We start from the raw sequence: 15,946 nt of genomic DNA on the forward strand, positions 1-15,946 counted from the left end.
AGGCATGGGCGGCAGAGGCAGGAGCGGCGGCGCGCCGAAGGATCCCTCCCCGCGCCGTTCACTCGCTCTCTTCCGCGCCTTCATGCGTGAGCAGGAGGACCCCGACGCCTGTTACGCGCTGCTCGCCCGGGACGCCGCCGACCAGGTCGAGGCGTACGGCGGGCCCGTCGCGGGCCGCGTCGTGGTCGACGTCGGCGGCGGCAGCGGGCACTTCACCCAGGAGTTCCGCCGCCGCGGCGCGGACGCCTTCCTGTTCGAGCCGGACGTGCGCGAGCTGGCCGAGAAGCCTCCCGAGGGCACCGTGGTCGCGGACGGCTACCTGCTGCCCCTGTGCGACGGGGCAGCGGACGTCACGTTCTCGTCCAACGTCCTGGAGCACGTGGCCGATCCGCAGACCTTCCTCAGTGAGCTGGCCCGGGTGACCACACCGGGCGGACTCATCTATGTGTCGTTCACCAACTGGTTTTCGCCGTGGGGCGGGCACGAATGGGCCCCGTGGCACTATCTCGGCGCCGAGCGGGCCCGTGCCCGCTACCGGCGCCGAACCGGCAGGCCCGCCAAGCACACGCTCGGCGAGAACCTCTTCCCGGTACACATCGGTACCACCCTGCGGCAAGTACGGGGCCGCGCCGACGTACGCATCGTCTCGGCGCGCTCCCGTTACTGGCCGTTCCTCACCGAGACCGTGGTCAAGGTGCCCGGTCTGCGTGAGTTCGCAACGTGGAATCTCCTTCTCATCCTCCGGCGGTGTCCCGAATGACGACCACGGTCCAGGCTCCCCCTCCGGCAGCCGTCCCCCGTACCGCGACCGCCGCGGGCCCACCCCAGGGTCCGCGGTCGCGGCGCTGGCTGCTGGGCTTCTGGGCGGTGATGTTCGTCCTGCTCCTGGCGGTACAGCCGGGGCGGCAGACGTTCGACACCAAACTGGGTGTCACCGTCGACCCGGGGCGGTTCCTCGCCGACCTCGGCCAGCTCTGGCAGGACCAGGGGTCTTTCGGCGGGGTCAACAACCAGTACGTCGGCTACCTGTGGCCGATGCTGCCGTTCTACTGGCTGTGCGACCTGGTGCAGCTCCCGGTGTGGCTGGCGGAGCGGCTGTGGTTCTCGCTGATCGTGTCCGTCGCCTTCTGGGGCGCGCTGCGCCTCGCGGAGCGGCTGCGCGTGGGCAACGGGACCTCCCGGCTGCTCGCGGCGACGGCGTACGCGCTGTGGCCGCTGTTCACGACGGTGATCGGCTCGACGTCGGCCGCCGCCCTGCCGGGCGCGCTGCTGCCGTGGGTGCTGCTGCCGCTGACGAACGAGCGGTACACGGCCCGGGTCGCGGCGTTGCGTTCGGCCCTGCTCGTCCCGTTCATGGGCGGGGTCAACGCGGCCTCGACGCTGGCGTCGCTGCTGCCCGTGGGCCTGTATCTGCTGTCCCGGCCGCCGGGACCGCGCCGGTGGAAGCTGATCGCCTGGTGGGCGCCCGCGGTCGCGGTGGCGACCTCCTGGTGGTGGATCCCGCTGCTGCTGCTCGGCGTGTACGGCGAGAACTTCCTGCCCTACGTCGAGACCGCGCAGACCACGACGGACACCATGGCGGCCACCGAGGCGCTGCGCGGGGCCGGGAACTGGGTGGCGTACCTGCACTTCGGTGAGGCGTGGCTGCCCGCGGGCTGGACGGTCGCCTCCTCGGTGCCGGTGATCGTCTGCTCGGCGCTCGCGGCCGGTCTGGGCCTGGCGGGGCTGGCCCGGCGGGACCTGCCGGAGCGGCGCTGGCTGGTGCTGACCGTGCTGGTGACGGTGCTGGTGCTGCTCGCCGGCTACGGCGGCGCGTTCGGCGGCCCGTTCCACTCGGTGGTGCAGGGCTGGCTGGACGGCTGGCTGTCGCCGTTCCGCAACATCTACAAGTTCCAGACGGGCCTGGCGCTCGCCCTGGTCCTGGGCCTGGCCCACCTGGTCAGCGTGGCCGCGCGCTCGCGGACGGCCGACACGGCGAGCGGGGCCGGGCGGCGTGTGCGGGGCCGACGGGGCGGGCGTTTCGCGCCCCTGGTCGCCGCGGTGCTGATCCTGCCAGGGCTGGCCTGGCCGTATCTCAACGGGTCGATCCTCAACCCCGGTTCGTTCCAGGAGATCCCCAGGTACTGGCAGGCCACGGCCGACTGGCTGGAGGAGAACTCCCCCGACTCCCGGGCCCTGGTCGTACCGGCGACCGCGCACGGCATCCACACCTGGGGCTCGACCATCGACCAGCCGCTCGACGTGGTCGCCGACTCCCGCTGGGCACAGCGCGACTACGTGCCGTTCGGCACCCCGGGCAACCGGCGGGCCATGGACGCGGTCGAGCAGGCCCTGCTGACCGGCGCCGAGGTGCCGGGCCTGGCCGACTACCTGAGCCGGGCGGGCGTCTTCTACGTCGTCGTCCGCAACGACCTCGACCCCGACCAGGTCGGGCAGGTGCCGACCACCACGGTCAAGCGCACGCTGGCGCAGTCCGGGTACGAGCGGGTCACCGGGCTCGGTCCGGTGTCGACCGGCGGAGTGATCGCGAACGGCACCCCGCTCCAGGTCGAGGGACTGTACCCGCAGCAGCGGGCGGTGGAGATCTACCGTCCGACCGGGACGGACGTCCGGCGTCCGGGGCAGGCCTCGCTGGCCCCGATCGCCGACACCGCCGTGGTCTCCGGCGGCCCGGAGGCGCTGCTGCCGCTGGCCGGCGAGCTGCGCGGCCGGCCGGCGGTGCTGACCGGTGACGGCCACCCGGGGCTCGGCACCCCGCCGGTGCAGGTGACCGGCGACGGGATGCGGTACGCGGACACCCGGTTCGGCCTGGTCAACTCCAACACGTCGTACACGTACACCCGCGACGAGCGCAACGCGCCCGACTCCGTGCAGGGCGCGGGCGAGCGGCCGCACCAGATCCTCCCCAAGGAGGGCCTGGACCACCAGACGGTGGCCGAACTGCGGGGCGCCCGTTCGGTGTCGGCGTCCTCGTACGGCAACTGGCTGTTCCACCTGCCGCAGTACGACCCGGTGAACGCCTTCGACGGCAGCCCGGACACGGCCTGGGCGGAGGGATCGGCCGGATCGCCCGACGGGCAGTGGCTGCGGATCGCCTTCGACGGCAGCTACGACATGCCGGACTCCCTCGGCCTCACCCCGCTCCCGCAGGACAGCGTGCGGGCGGCGGCGACCAAGGTGCGGGTGGAGACGGAGCGGGGTTCCGAGACCAGCTTCCTCCAGGCGAACGGCGCCAAGCAGGACGTCAAGACGCCCGAGGGCGCGACGCGCTGGATGAAACTGACGATCGTCGACTCGGTGTCCGGGCACTCCGGCCTGGGCGGCGCGGGCTTCTCCGAGATCGACCTGCCGGACGTGCGGGTGACCCGGATGCTGCGGCTGCCCACGGACTCGGAGGACTCGACGGCGGCGGCCCAGGTCGTCTCGCTGCACCGCGCCGCCGACCCGACCGGACTGTCGCCCACGGGTACGGAGAACGGACTGCACCGCACGTTCGCCACGGGCACGGCGGGCACGTACGAGGTCGCGGCGAGCGCGGTGGCCGTGCCGGGCGAGGGACTGGACCGGCTGCTGTACGAGGTGGCGCCCGAGCAGCAGGCCCGGATCACCGCCACCGCCGACTCCACCGCGCGCCTCGGCGCCGGCCTGTCGGCGCGCAACCTCACCGACGGTGACCTGACCACCTCCTGGATCGCGGGCGACAAGCCGGTCGTCCACCTGAGCTGGGACGGCAAGCAGCCGGTCGGCGAGATCGTGCTGGCGGCCGCGGGCGGCCTGTCCACCCGGCCGACCGAGGTGCACATCAGCTCCCCGGACGGCGCGGCGATCGCGGGCGTCGACGACAACGGCAAGGTCACCTTCCCTGCCATCACCACCGACCGGCTCGACATCACGATCACCCGCACCGCACCGCTCACCCTGCACAACCCCGTCGTCGGCGAGGACCTCGACCTGCCGGTGGGTCTGACCGAGGTCTACATCCCGGCGCTCGACGCGTACCGCACCCCGCAGCCGTCCGCCGAACGGGAATTCACCCTGGCGTGCGGCAAGGGACCGGTGCTGGCCGTCGACGGCCGGCTGCACGAGACCAGCGTCAAGGGGACGGTGGGCGACCTGGTGGAGCGGCGTCCGGTGGACGTGACGCTCTGCCAGGAGGGCCGGGAGGAGACGGCCCTGGAGCTGTCGGCCGGAGACCACCGGGTCGAGGCCGGTGACGAGGGACCGCTCACCGTGACCGCCCTGACCCTGACCCGCGGCACCGTGCCGGACGTCTCGGCGGCCGACCGCGAGCTGGAGGTCCGGGACTGGCTGGGCGACCAGCGCGAGCTGACGGTCGGTTCGGGCGCCGCCTCGTACCTCACGACGTACGAGAACCACAACAAGGGCTGGACGGCCACCCTGAACGGCGAGGAACTGACGCCGCTGCGGCTGGACGGCTGGCAGCAGGGCTGGCGGATCCCGGCGGGCGAGAGCGGCACCGTGAAGCTGTCCTACGGTCCCGCCACCACGTACGACGCCGGGCTGATCGGCAGCGGCGTCGGGATCGCGGTGCTGATCGGGCTGGCCCTGTGGCGCCGGAAGGCCGAGAACCCCGATGCCCCGCAGCCCGCGCCGGCGGCGCCCGGACTGTGGCTGGGCGCGGTGGCGCTGACGCTGGTCGGCGTGGTGATCGCGGGCTGGTGGGCGCTGCTGGTCCCGGCACTGGCGCTGCTCGCGTGGCGCAGGGCCGCCCTGCTGGTCCCGGTGGCGCTGGCCGCCCTCGCGGGAGCGGGGATCGTGGCGGCCTTCGGGGCCGGGGAACCGGCGGGCGTGGGCGAGGGCGCCTTCGGGCACCTGGCCCAGCTGCTGGCACTGATCGGTCTGTTCGCGGCGCTGGTGAGCCTCGGCGGTCCGGATTCCGGGCGCGCGGTCCGGGAGGACGGCTGGGGATCCGGGCGGGCGGACGGGACCGGGGCGGACGGGCACGGGGCCGGAGCCGCCGGCGGTCCGGGGTACGGCACGGCGCGGTACGACACGGCCGCGCCGCCCCCGGTGCCGCCTCACGTACCGGCGCACTCGGCGCCGCCCGTCCTGGAGAAGCCCACGCAGCCGCTTCCCCGCGTACGGGAAACGGGTGACGCGGACGGCACGGCGGGCAACGGGCCGGCGGGCGACAGGCCGGCGGAAAGGGGCACGACCGGATGACCGCTCCCCTGCGTATCCCGTTCCCCGTGGTGGACGAGGTGTCCCGGCACTGCGTCCAGGAGGAGGAACCGGAGACGGTGCTCATCGAGGCGCACCTCCCCGGGGAACTGGATGCCGGCCGCCTGCGCAAGGCGTTCCTGGAGGCGCTGCGCCGGCACCCGCGCGTCCTCATGCGCGAGGCCCCCGGCCCCTGGTACCGGCGCCGCTACGAGTGGGAACTGACCGACGAGCCCGACGTGGAGGCGGTGAGCTTTCCGCCTCCGGGTCCCGGCTCCCTGCAAGGCGCCCGGAGCCGGGCCATGGCCGTGGCGCCTCCGCTCACGGCGTCCCCGCCGATCCGCCTCGAGGTGGTGACCGCCCCGGGTGACACCGAGTCCGGGGCGGGCGGCGGGGCCGGCGGCGGGGCTGACGGCCGCGCGGGCATCGTGACGGGTACCGCTCTGCTCCTCACCCTCAACCACACGGCGCTCGACGGCCCGGCCGGCCTGCGCATCCTGGCCACCACCGCCGAGATCTACGGCGGCCGGGACAACTCGGCCGCCGCCCCGCCCGTGCGGCCGTCCGGGACGCCGCGGGCGGACGCGCCGGACACGCCTTCCCCGTGGGCGTCGCCCGCCCGGGTAGCCCGCGGCGCCCCGGACCCGCCCCCGGGTCCCCGTCGCGGCAACGGACTGCTCCACACCGAGCTTCCGTTGCCGCACCGGCCCAAGGGCTCCCCGTACACCGTCAACGACCAGCTCATGGTCGCCACCGCCCTGACCCTCGCCCACTGGAACCGTGAACACGGCGCCCGGGTCCGCCCGTTGCGCATCACCATGCCGGTGGACGACCGTCCCCGGGACGCCACGATGCCCATCGGCAACGGCACCCGGCTGGTCGAGGTCCCGTTCTCCCCCGAAGAGCTGGACACATCCGACCTGCCCGCCCTGCTGCACCGCACGGCCCTGCGCACCCGCGCCCTGAAAGCACTCCCCCGCCCTCAACTGGGTCACGGGGCAGTCCTGTTGACCGCGCCCTGGGGGCCGGTCACCGCCCGCGGCGCCCTCACCCGCGCCCTGCGCAGGGCGGCGGCGCCCTGGATGTCGACGACCCTGCTCAGCAACATCGGCCGTATCCCGTACCCGCTGGACTTCGGAGAGGGAGCCGGGTGCGCGCACGCGGTGTGGTTCTCGGCCCCTGCCCGGATGCCCCGCGGCCTCACCTTCGCCACCGCCTCCACCGCGGGCCGGCTGCACCTGGCCGTGCGCTGGTCCCGCGCACTGCTCGGGCACGACGACGGCGCCCACCTCCGCGACCTGTTCGCGCACCATCTGCACTCCACGGAGGCGACCCCGTGACGACCGGCGCAACCACCGCATCCGCTGCCTCCCCGCCCCGCGACCTGCGCGACTTCTACGAGAACCCCGCCGTCCCCGTGGCCTCGGGCCCCTCCCGCAGTCTCCGCCAGGCCCGGATGCTCGCCGGGGCGCTCGGCCCGGCCGGTGCCGGGGGCGCGCGCACGATCCTCGACATCGGCTGCGGCGACGGCTCCGCCGCGGCCACCGCCGCACCCCTCCTGCAGGGCCACCGGCTCGTCGGCGTCGACTGGTCCCAGGACGCCCTGGCGCGGGCCCGCACCCGGATGCCGTACGCGGTGCGCGGCGAACTCACCGACGGCGGGCTGCCGTTCGCGTCCGGATCGGCCGACGCGGTGCTGTTCAGCGAGGTGATCGAGCATCTCGTCGACCCGGACGCGGCCCTGGAGGAGATCCACCGGGTGCTGCGCCCCGGGGGCCATCTGATGCTGTCCACCCCCAATCTGGCCGCCTGGTACAACCGGGCGCTGCTGCTGGCCGGGGTGCAGCCGGTGTTCTCCGAGGTCAGCCTGCGCGGTATCCACGGCAGGCCGGGTTCGGAGGTGGTGGGGCACCTGCGGCTCTACACCGCCCGCGCGCTGCGGGAGTTCGTCGCCGCGTCCGGCTTCACCGTCGTACGTCTCGAAGGCGCCCCGTTCCACGGGGTGCCGCGTCCGCTGCGGATGCTGGACCGGCTGGCCTGCGTCCGGCCGCCGCTCGCGTCGATCCTGCTGCTGCACGCGCGCCGGACGTAAGGGGGGACCGGGGACGATGTGGTGGGGAGTGGCCGCTGCCCTGGTGTCGAACGTCCTGTACAGCGGCGGGTTCGTCCTGGAGAAGCGGGCGCTCGCCACCCTGCCCGAAGTAACGGTTCACCGGCCGGCGCGGCTGCTGCGGCTGGTGCTCGGCAGCCCGCTGTGGATCGCCGGCGCGCTGTGCCTCGCCGGTGGTTTCGGCGCACAGCTCGCCGTGTACCGGACCCTGCCGATCGCCGCCGCCCAGGGCCTGTTCGTCTCCGGTCTGGTGCTCCTGGTGACGCTGTCGGCGCGGCTGCTCGGCGAGGAGACCACCGGCCGGGAACGGTACGCGCTGGGCGCCATCCTGCTCGCGCTGCTGATGGTGGTGCTGTCGCTGAAGGAGGGCGGCGCGGGCGCCGACACCGTCGGCCGGGACGCGCCGTACCCGCTGATCCTGCTGGTGTGCGTGCCGTCGCTGGCGGCCGGGGTGTGGCTCTACCGGTCCGCCGAGCGCCGCGCCCGGCGCCGGCACCGGATGCCGACCACCGGCGTCGAGTACGGGGTCGCCGTCGGCCTGCTCTACGGCGTCAGCTCGCTCGCCGTCAAGGGGGTGTCGAGCCACCTGACGACCAGCGGCATCGGCGACGCGCTGCTCGGCCTGCTGCGCTCCCCCTACCCGTATCTGCTGCTGTTCACCGGCGCGTTCGGCCTGGTGCTGTCGCAGGCGGCGCTCCAGCGCTGCCGGGCCTCGCTGATCGTTCCGGTGTGCACGACCGTGACGTGCCTGTACACGACGGTGCTCGGCACGCTGTCGTTCGGCGAGGAACTCCCCGACGAGCCCCTGCGGCTGGCCCTGCGCGTGGCGGGCACGGTGCTCGCGGTCACCGTGCTGCTGGCCATGCCGAAACACGACACCGCCTCGCAACCGAGCACCAAGACCGAGACCGAGAACAAGGAGTTGACGCCCCCGTGAAGCCCGACGACCCGCTGCTGAGGATTCTGGCCTGCCCGCTCGACAAGGGTCCGCTGCACCTGCTCCCCGCCACTGCCGCTGCCGCTGCCGGGAAGGACGGCACAGCGGCGGTGGACGGAGCCGAGGAGGCGCTGTACAACCCGCGCCTGCGCCGCCGCTACCCGATCGTCGACGGCATCCCGCAGCTGCTCCCGTCCTCCGGCGAACAGGTCTCGGACGAGGAGCACGAGACACTGCTGGCACGTGTGTCCGAGGCCCACATGACCGCGGGGAACACGGCCGAGGAGCACAGGGCAGAGGACCACGTGTCCGGGAACCACACCCGCCGTCCCGGCACCCCGGGGGCGACCATATGACGAAGGGCCGTCCCAGGGTCACGCTCGCCGCCCGCGCGGCGTCCGTCCTGCCCACCCGGGTCGTGGCCGCCGCCGCCCGCGCGGTCTACCCGCGCTTCGAGCCCGAGCTGGCCCGGCTCGACGACCTGTGCCCGCCGGACTGCGGCACGGCGGTCGACGTCGGCGGCTGGTACGGCCCCTGGACGCACCGGCTGGCCCGGCGCGCCCGCCAGGTGGTGACCGTCGAACCGGTCCCCCATCTGGCGCGGCTGCTCACCTCCGGCGCCCCGCCGAACGTCCGCGTGGTCCGCGCGGCGGCCTCGGACCGCGCCGGGATCGCCCGGCTGTGGCTGCCGCCGGACGACGGCGGCGACCGGGGGGTGTCCTCCCTGGTCCGCCGGGACATCCACGGCCACGCCCTGGACGTCACCTGCGTCACGCTGGACGGACTGAACCTGAAGGACGTCGGCTTCATCAAGATCGACGTGGACGGCAACGAGTCGGCGGTGCTGCGCGGTGCCACCGGCATCCTCGCCCGCGACCGCCCGGCGCTCTTCGTGGAGCTGGAGTCCCGCATCCAGCCGGTCGCGCCCGTGGTCACCTATCTGTCCCTGCTGGGCTACGACGGCTGGGTGCTGCCCGGCGACGCCTGGGTCCCGCTGGCCCGTTTCCCCCTGGAGGCCCACCAGGCCAGGGCCTCCTACGTCGTCTCCCACGGTCTGCTCCGCCGCGTCCTGCCGCACGACGCGCTCAGGGGCCCTCGCTATGTGAACTCGGTGCTCTTCCTCCCGGACGGCCGCCGCCCCGGAACGCCCCCGGTGAGCGACGATGGTCCCCGTGCCTCCCCCGAATCCCCCCGGTAGCCCCTTTGGCCCGTTCACCCCGCTCGACCTCCAGCTCGTCCTGCTGCGCCGCATGGCCGACCACCAGCCCGGCCTGGTCGAGGACGCCCGTCACGAACTGGGGGTCTCCCTCGCCGGGATGCGCGAGGCGAACAAACGCTGGCAGGCCATGGTCCGCTCGCCGCGCTCCCGTTCGGCCCGCTCCAGATACCTCTCCGTGCTCGGCGAGCCGGAGTCCCGGGCCCGGCGCCGGATCGGCGACCTCGACTGCGAGGCGTCGCGGTGGCGGCTCCCGCTCTGGCCGGACCTCCGCTTCGAGATCCTCACCGCGCCCGACGGCACCGTCTGGAACGAGTGGCTGGTCCGCGCGCCCGACGCCGACCCGCCCGTCCTGCGCACCGTCGAGGACCTGACGCCCTGGTCCTGCACGGTCGACGAGGCCGCCCGCGCCTTCGCCCCGGCCCGCCCGCTCGAAGGCACCGCCCCCACCCGGTGGGGCCTCGCCTTCGTCGCGCCGGACGCGCGGGGCGGACGGCACGAGGTGGTCGCGGAGTTCACCTGGGGCCTGCTGCAACGGACCCGGACCGAACCCGTCGGGCCGCAGGCCGGCAGTCCGCCGTTCGGCGAACCACCGCCCGGATGATCGCGTCCACCACCCGGGCATCGAGCCGGTGTGCAGGAACCTGAACAGCCCGCTTGACCTTCCCCTTCGGTGAAGCCCCAGCATCGGTGACGGAACAGGAACGGGAACGCGGAACAACGAGGTGCACGGAGGTCCGATGGAGGAGACGCTGACGATCGGCGCGTTCGCGAAAGCGTGCCGGCTCTCGCCGAAAGCACTGCGCCTGTACGACGAGCTGGACCTGCTGCGGCCCGCCCGGGTGGACCCGGACACCGGCTACCGCTACTACGCGGCCGGACAGCTGGAGCGGGCCCGGCTGGTGGCGTGGCTGCGACGGCTGGGCATGCCGCTGGCCGAGATCCGTCACGTCTGCGCCCTCGGACCGGCGGCAGCCGCCCGGGAGATCCGCGCCCACTGGGCCCGGGTGGAGGCGGAAACGGCCGTACGGCGGGACCTCGCCGCGTTCCTGGTCGATCACCTGACGGAAGAATCGAGAGGGGACCTCACCATGAACGCCACCACGCTGGAGCTGCGCTACTGCGCCCACTCCGACCGGGGCCGCGTCCGCCCCGCCAACCAGGACACCGCGTATGCGGGCGGCAGGCTGCTGGCCGTGGCCGACGGTTTCGGACCGGCGGGCGCGCCGGCGAGCAGCGCCGCGGTGGAGGCGCTGCGGTTCCTGGACACGCCGGAGATCCCGGCGGGCGGTGTCCTGAACCTCCTGGAGGACGCGGTACAGGGCGCGGCGCGCGCGGTCCGCGACGTGGCGGACGGCACGGACGGGGTCGGCACCACCCTGACCGCTCTCCTGTGGACGGGCTCACGCCTGGCCATGGTCCACCTGGGCGACTCGCGTGCGTATCTCCTGCGCGACGGCAACCTGTTCCGCATCACCCACGACCACACCGTGGTCCAGTCGATGCTCGACGAGGGCCGCCTGACCCCGGAGGAAGCAATTTGCCACCCCCAGCGCTCCCTCCTCCTGAAGGCCCTCACGGGCAAGGAGACGACAACGACCCCGGACCTCCGTCTCCACGACGCCCAGGCCGGCGACCGCTACCTGCTCTGCTCCGACGGCCTCTCCGCGGTCGTCCCCGACGACACGATCGAGCGCCTCCTCACCGGCGCCCCGGCCCCGGACGAGGCGGTCCACACCCTGATCACCGCGGCCAACGAGGCCGGCGGCCCGGACAACATCAGCTGCGTGGTGGCGGACGTGGTGGAACCAGCCCCCTGACCCACGGCAGGCGCGCGCTCACCGCCGCCCGCACCCACGGCTCGTGCCGCCCCTCGCATAGCTCTCGACCGGCGGCGCATGCCGGGTCAGGACCGCCTCCGCCGCCGGCTCAGCGGGCCTGCACCGGTGGGTGCCAGGTGCGCGACAGGTGTCGTGGACCGGACCGGTGCGGTGCGGTGGCGGCCTGATGCTGTTCTTCGGGGCCTCAACAGGTTTTGTTCGAGCCGCTCTGCACTGCCGGCTGATCCGGCCAGGTGACCGCATAAGCCGGATCTGCTCCCCGGCTCACGCGTAGGAAGCGCAGCAACTCGCGCACGATACCGGCATTGCCCATGGCCCAGCCGGTGCGGGGCTCGAGAACGCTCGGCAAGGACCGGTGTTCGAGGTTCGACCATCGCACGCCGTTGGCGTCTCGGGTCGAGCGGCGGAAGATGTCCGCGACGAGGAGCCGCGCGAAGTCCGGGTGGTCGCCCTGCTCGGCCATCCGGTCACAAGCGAGAGCCAGCACACCGGCCGTGCCACAGCACCGACCGCTGTTGTCCCAGAAGCCGGGGCGCAGCCGGCGTGGCAGGCCGGACCGGGTCACCGTGTGCCAGCAGCGATCGGCGAGATCCTGCCAGGCAGAGTCGTCGAAGACTGCGCGAAGCAACCGGAAGACCTGAGCGTCGCCTGCCGGACCGTGACACCAGCCGTAGGAGTGGCGAGCGGTGACCTCGGGAAAATCCTGCGGGTCGGAGTGGGGAACGAGGAAACCGGCCGGGCCGGCCTCGTTCCGTGCCACGACGTCTGCGGCACCCGCTCGTGCCAGTTCGACGAAGTCGGCGCGGCCGGCGGCCTGACCGATGCGGGCCAGCGCGTACACGATGCCGAGCGTGCCGTGCGAGATGTGGTGGAACCGCGAAACCCTGCCCTCGAGCACCTCCCAGTGGACACCTGCCGGGGTCTGCTCGGCGGTGCGCAGGTAGGGCTCCAATGCGAGAACGGCCAGGTCGGTATCCCCCGCGGCCAGTGCGCCGAGGCCGATGCCGGCGTTGCCTCCGAGCAGTTCGAACCAATCACCCCAGCGTGTCCCGTCGAAGCGTGCGCGCACCAGCTCCAAAGCCCGGCTCGCCGCGGCAGCGGCGTCCGGAGCGCCGAGTTCGTCGTGGACGGCTCTCAACGCGAACGCCAAGCCGGTCAGGCCGCTGTACAGGGAGTTGTCCTCCCGGTGTTCGACGGCATCGGACACGCTGCGGGCGGCGCGCAGGGCGGCGTCGCCGTACCGGTCGTCGCCGAAGTGCCGCCATGCTTCAAGGAGGACGGGGATGACACCGGCCGTGCCGCTGTAGAGCGTGGGATCAAGCTCGTCACCGGTAGGCGTGGCGGACCAGGCAAGGCTTTTGTTCTCGGCCTCCCGCGCATTCCCGAGGAGCCAGCGCAAAGCATCCGCCGTCAACGCTTCGACCTCGCCCACCGCCGCTTTCATCGCTTCCGCCGCTGCCATGGCGCCTCACTGTGGCATGCGGCGTGGCGCTCGCACACCTGGCCTCCCTTGCCCTGCCGGTAGAGAACCAAGGCCGAACGACGGAGCCTCCGTCGGTTTCTCCGCCACCAGCGCGTGGTCCGACAGGTACAGCGCGACGCCGTCCGCCCCGAACTCCGCCGAGTACGTCTTCATCCCCCTGTGCGACTTCTCTCCCTCCAGGCCTCGGGGCCCCATGTCTAAGGTGTCCATGCCCAGGAATAAAGGCCCGGTAACGACACCCAAGGAGTGCGTCGCGTGTCCTCTCTCTTCCCGGCCCTGACCGACGGCGGCGGCCCTGCCGCCGGCCGACCCGCCCTCCGGTTCGGCGAGCGCTCACTGACGTACGGGGAACTCGCCGCCGCGGTCGGCCCGGTGGCCGGCGCCGTCCGGGAGGCGCGGCGGGTCGCCGTCTGGGCGACCCCGACGCTGGAGACGGCGGTCGCGGTCACCGCGGCGCTGCTCGCCGGGGTGACCGTGGTCCCCCTGAACCCGAAGTCGGGCGCCACGGAGCTCGGTCACATCCTGTCCGACAGCACCCCGGACCTGGTCCTCGCCGCGCCCGGCCAGGACCTCCCTGAAGCCCTGGCCGGCCTGGCCCGTCTGGACGTCGACCCGGCCGACCGCGCCCCCGGCACACTCCCCGGGGACCTCGCCGGGAGCCGCGCGGACGACGAAGACCCCGCCCTGGTCGTCTACACCTCCGGCACCACCGGCCCGCCCAAGGGCGCCGTCATCCCCCGTCGCGCGATCGCCACCACCCTGGACGCGCTCGCCGACGCCTGGCAGTGGACCGGCGACGACATCCTCGTCCACGGACTCCCGCTGTTCCATGTGCACGGGCTGGTCCTGGGCGTCCTGGGCCCGCTGCGCCGCGGCGGCTCGGTGCGTCACCTCGGCAGGTTCACCACCCAGGGGGTGACGCGGGAGCTGAGCGGCGGCGCGACCATGCTGTTCGGCGTGCCGACGATGTACCACCGCGTCGCGGAGGCGCTGCCCACCGAGCCGGAGCTGGCCGAGGCGCTGGCCGGGGCGCGGCTGCTGGTGTCGGGGTCGGCGGCGCTGCCCGTGCACGACCACGAGCGGATCGCGGCGGCCACCGGACGCCGGGTGATCGAGCGGTACGGCATGACGGAGACGCTGATGAACACCAGCGTCCGTGCGGACGGCGAGGCCCGGCCCGGCACCGTGGGCGTGCCGCTGCCGGGCGTGGAGCTGCGGCTGGTGGAGGAGGACGGGGCCCCGGTGGCCGCGTACGACGGGGAGACCGTGGGCGAGATCCAGGTCCGCGGCCCGAACCTGTTCACCGAGTACCTGAACCGGCCGGACGCCACCGCGGGCGCCTTCACCGCCGACGGCTGGTTCCGCACCGGCGACATGGCGGTGCGCGACGCCGACGGCTACGTCCGCATCGTCGGCCGCAAGGCCACCGACCTGATCAAGAGCGGGGGTTACAAGATCGGCGCCGGTGAGATCGAGAACGCGCTGCTGGAACACCCCGGTGTCCGGGAGGCCGCGGTGACCGGGGAGCCGGACGCCGACCTGGGCGAGCGGATCGTCGCGTGGGTCGTCCCGGCCGTCCATCAGAACCCGCCCACGCTGGAGGAGCTGGCGGCTCATGTAGCCGCCCGCCTGGCCCCGCACAAGCGCCCTCGGGTGCTCCACCACCTCGCCGCACTGCCCCGCAACGACATGGGGAAGATCATGAAGCGGGCGCTGCCCCATGACTGACCGGCTCACCGCACGCGAGACCGTCGCCCTCGTCGCCGACGAGGCGACCTTTACCGAACTCCCTGAGCCCATACGGGAGTCGGCCGAGTCCGCCGGGCCGGCCCCCGACGGCCCGCTCGGCTGGCCGGGGTACGACGCCGCCCGCGCCCGTGCGGCCGAGCGCACCGGCGAGCAGGAGTCGGTGGTCTGCGGCACCGCGCTGGTCGAGGGCGTCCGGGCCGTACTGATCTCCTTCGAGTTCGGCTTCCTCGGCGGCTCGCTCGGCGAACGCACCGGCGACCGGCTGGTGGCGGCGTACGCGCACGCCCGCGCGCACCGGCTGCCGGTGGTCCCGCTGGTCGCCACCGGCGGCAGCCGGATGCAGGAAGGCATGCTCGCGCTCACCCAACTCCAGCGAATAGCCCGCGAGTCGGTGCTCACCGGGGAGGCCGGGCTGCCACAGATCGCGGTGCTCCGGGACCCGACGACGGGCGGCGGCTGGGCCACCCTGGGCGCGGGCGCCGACGTGGTCCTCGCGCTGCCCGGCGCGCAGGTCGGCTTCGCCGGCTCACGGGTCCGCCCGGCGGACGCCGACCCGGCGGCTTACAGGGCCCAGGCGCAGGTGGCGGCGGGGGCGGCGGACGCCGTGGTCCCGCCGGAGGAGCTGCGCGGCACGCTGGGCCGGTGGCTGCGGCTGCTGACCCGCCCGTCCGCGACCCCGGCCGCCCCGCCGCATCCGCTGGGCACGGGGCCGGGCGACCTTCCGGCCACCGGCTGGGACGCCGTACGGCGTGCCCGGTCCTCCGAACGCCCGCACGCACCGGACTACTTGGACGCCTATTTCACCCACCGCGTCGCGCTCGACGGCGACCGCTGCGGCGGCACCGATCCGCAGGGCATGCTCTGCGGCTTCGGCGAGCACGAGGGCCGTACGGTCGCCTACGCCGCACAGACCGGCGCGGCCACCCGTCCCGCCGGGTACCGCACCGCCGCCCGGCTGATCCGGCTCGCGGACCGGCTCGGCATCCCGGTGCTGACCCTGGTGGACACCCCGGGCGCGGCCAACGACGCGGAGGCGGAACGGCAGGGGGCGGGGGCGGCCATCGCCGGCCTGTTCGCCGCGGTGGCCGCCGCCCGCACCCCGGTCACCACGCTCGTCGTCGGCGAGGGCGGCTCCGGCGGCGCCCTGGCCCTGGCGGCCCCGGGCAACACCTGGGCCACACCCGACAGTTACTTCTCGGTGATCGCCCCGGAACTCGCGGCGGCGATCCTCAAACGCCCCCCGGAGGAGGTGGAGGCCACGGCGGACCAACTCCGCGTCCGCCCGCAGGACCTGGTGGACCTGGGCGTCGTACGGGGCATCGTCGGCCACCACTACCAGGGCCAGGACCAGGGCCAGGAGCCCGACCCCGATCGCCCATACGACGACCGGTGAACCCGGGGCCGCCCGCGGCACTTCGGCCGAGCCCGC

At 73.9% G+C, this 15,946-nt stretch carries 11 protein-coding genes and 1 pseudogene; 11 read left to right on the plus strand and 1 reads right to left on the minus strand.

Going from position 1 to position 15,946, the window contains the following annotated elements; all coding sequences use genetic code 11:
• The first annotated feature begins 4 nt into the window (after positions 1-4).
• The 9 genes and pseudogenes from OHB56_RS13935 to OHB56_RS13975 all read left to right on the plus strand — a co-directional run bounded on the left by OHB56_RS13935 (position 5) and on the right by OHB56_RS13975 (position 11,264).
• Positions 5-760, plus strand: a complete 756-nt coding sequence (locus tag OHB56_RS13935; RefSeq protein ID WP_406359051.1) for a class I SAM-dependent methyltransferase — start codon at positions 5-7, stop codon at positions 758-760.
• Positions 757-5,184 carry an alpha-(1->3)-arabinofuranosyltransferase family protein gene (locus OHB56_RS13940; RefSeq protein WP_406353559.1) on the plus strand — a complete coding sequence of 1,476 codons (4,428 nt, stop codon included), beginning with the start codon at positions 757-759 and terminating at the stop codon, positions 5,182-5,184. The genes OHB56_RS13935 and OHB56_RS13940 overlap by 4 nt, the downstream gene beginning before the upstream one ends.
• Positions 5,181-6,521 carry a condensation protein gene (locus tag OHB56_RS13945; protein ID WP_406353560.1) on the plus strand — a complete coding sequence of 447 codons (1,341 nt, stop codon included), beginning with the start codon at positions 5,181-5,183 and terminating at the stop codon, positions 6,519-6,521. Before OHB56_RS13940 ends, OHB56_RS13945 begins: the two co-directional genes overlap by 4 nt.
• Positions 6,518-7,273, plus strand: coding sequence for a bifunctional 2-polyprenyl-6-hydroxyphenol methylase/3-demethylubiquinol 3-O-methyltransferase UbiG (locus tag OHB56_RS13950; RefSeq protein ID WP_055629734.1), 756 nt, complete (start codon positions 6,518-6,520; stop codon positions 7,271-7,273). The genes OHB56_RS13945 and OHB56_RS13950 overlap by 4 nt, the downstream gene beginning before the upstream one ends.
• A gap of 28 nt (positions 7,274-7,301) precedes the next feature.
• The gene (locus tag OHB56_RS13955; protein WP_406353562.1) at positions 7,302-8,228 is read left to right on the plus strand and encodes a hypothetical protein; all 927 of its coding nucleotides are present in this window, start codon (positions 7,302-7,304) and stop codon (positions 8,226-8,228) included.
• Positions 8,225-8,479: pseudogene (locus tag OHB56_RS13960) on the plus strand (Trm112 family protein); the annotation flags it as partial. The gene OHB56_RS13955 and the pseudogene OHB56_RS13960, both read left to right, overlap by 4 nt.
• A gap of 101 nt (positions 8,480-8,580) precedes the next feature.
• Complete coding sequence (locus OHB56_RS13965) at positions 8,581-9,426, plus strand: FkbM family methyltransferase (RefSeq protein ID WP_406353564.1); 846 nt, start codon at positions 8,581-8,583, stop codon at positions 9,424-9,426.
• On the plus strand, positions 9,392-10,048 hold the full coding sequence (locus OHB56_RS13970) for a hypothetical protein (protein WP_406353566.1): 657 nt from the start codon (positions 9,392-9,394) through the stop codon (positions 10,046-10,048). Before OHB56_RS13965 ends, OHB56_RS13970 begins: the two co-directional genes overlap by 35 nt.
• 136 nt (positions 10,049-10,184) lie before the next feature.
• Positions 10,185-11,264 carry a MerR family transcriptional regulator gene (locus OHB56_RS13975; RefSeq protein WP_406353567.1) on the plus strand — a complete coding sequence of 360 codons (1,080 nt, stop codon included), beginning with the start codon at positions 10,185-10,187 and terminating at the stop codon, positions 11,262-11,264.
• 205 nt (positions 11,265-11,469) lie between these two features.
• On the opposite strand, the gene OHB56_RS13980 is transcribed toward OHB56_RS13975, so the two are convergent.
• A complete protein-coding gene (locus OHB56_RS13980; protein ID WP_406353569.1) occupies positions 11,470-12,747 on the minus strand; it encodes a lanthionine synthetase LanC family protein in 1,278 nt (425 codons plus the stop codon).
• A gap of 276 nt (positions 12,748-13,023) precedes the next feature.
• On the opposite strand from OHB56_RS13980, the gene OHB56_RS13985 reads away from it, so the two are divergent.
• A complete protein-coding gene (locus tag OHB56_RS13985) occupies positions 13,024-14,496 on the plus strand; it encodes an acyl-CoA synthetase (RefSeq protein WP_326752581.1) in 1,473 nt (490 codons plus the stop codon).
• Complete coding sequence (locus OHB56_RS13990; RefSeq protein WP_406353571.1) at positions 14,489-15,910, plus strand: carboxyl transferase domain-containing protein; 1,422 nt, start codon at positions 14,489-14,491, stop codon at positions 15,908-15,910. Before OHB56_RS13985 ends, OHB56_RS13990 begins: the two co-directional genes overlap by 8 nt.
• Positions 15,911-15,946: the final 36 nt, after the last annotated feature.

Source organism: Streptomyces sp. NBC_01635 (genome assembly GCF_045209715.1).
Lineage (GTDB): Bacteria > Actinomycetota > Actinomycetes > Streptomycetales > Streptomycetaceae > Streptomyces > Streptomyces hirsutus.

What these genes read in the sequence shown, in the direction of transcription:
- OHB56_RS13935 (WP_406359051.1), top strand. Translation starts at nt 5, where the DNA reads ATGGGCGGCAGAGGCAGGAGCGGCGGCGCGCCGAAGGATCCCTCCCCG.
- OHB56_RS13940 (WP_406353559.1), top strand. Translation starts at nt 757, where the DNA reads ATGACGACCACGGTCCAGGCTCCCCCTCCGGCAGCCGTCCCCCGTACC.
- OHB56_RS13945 (WP_406353560.1), top strand. Translation starts at nt 5,181, where the DNA reads ATGACCGCTCCCCTGCGTATCCCGTTCCCCGTGGTGGACGAGGTGTCC.
- OHB56_RS13965 (WP_406353564.1), top strand. Translation starts at nt 8,581, where the DNA reads ATGACGAAGGGCCGTCCCAGGGTCACGCTCGCCGCCCGCGCGGCGTCC.
- OHB56_RS13970 (WP_406353566.1), top strand. Translation starts at nt 9,392, where the DNA reads ATGGTCCCCGTGCCTCCCCCGAATCCCCCCGGTAGCCCCTTTGGCCCG.
- OHB56_RS13975 (WP_406353567.1), top strand. Translation starts at nt 10,185, where the DNA reads ATGGAGGAGACGCTGACGATCGGCGCGTTCGCGAAAGCGTGCCGGCTC.
- OHB56_RS13980 (WP_406353569.1), bottom strand. Translation starts at nt 12,747, where the DNA reads ATGGCAGCGGCGGAAGCGATGAAAGCGGCGGTGGGCGAGGTCGAAGCG.
- OHB56_RS13990 (WP_406353571.1), top strand. Translation starts at nt 14,489, where the DNA reads ATGACTGACCGGCTCACCGCACGCGAGACCGTCGCCCTCGTCGCCGAC.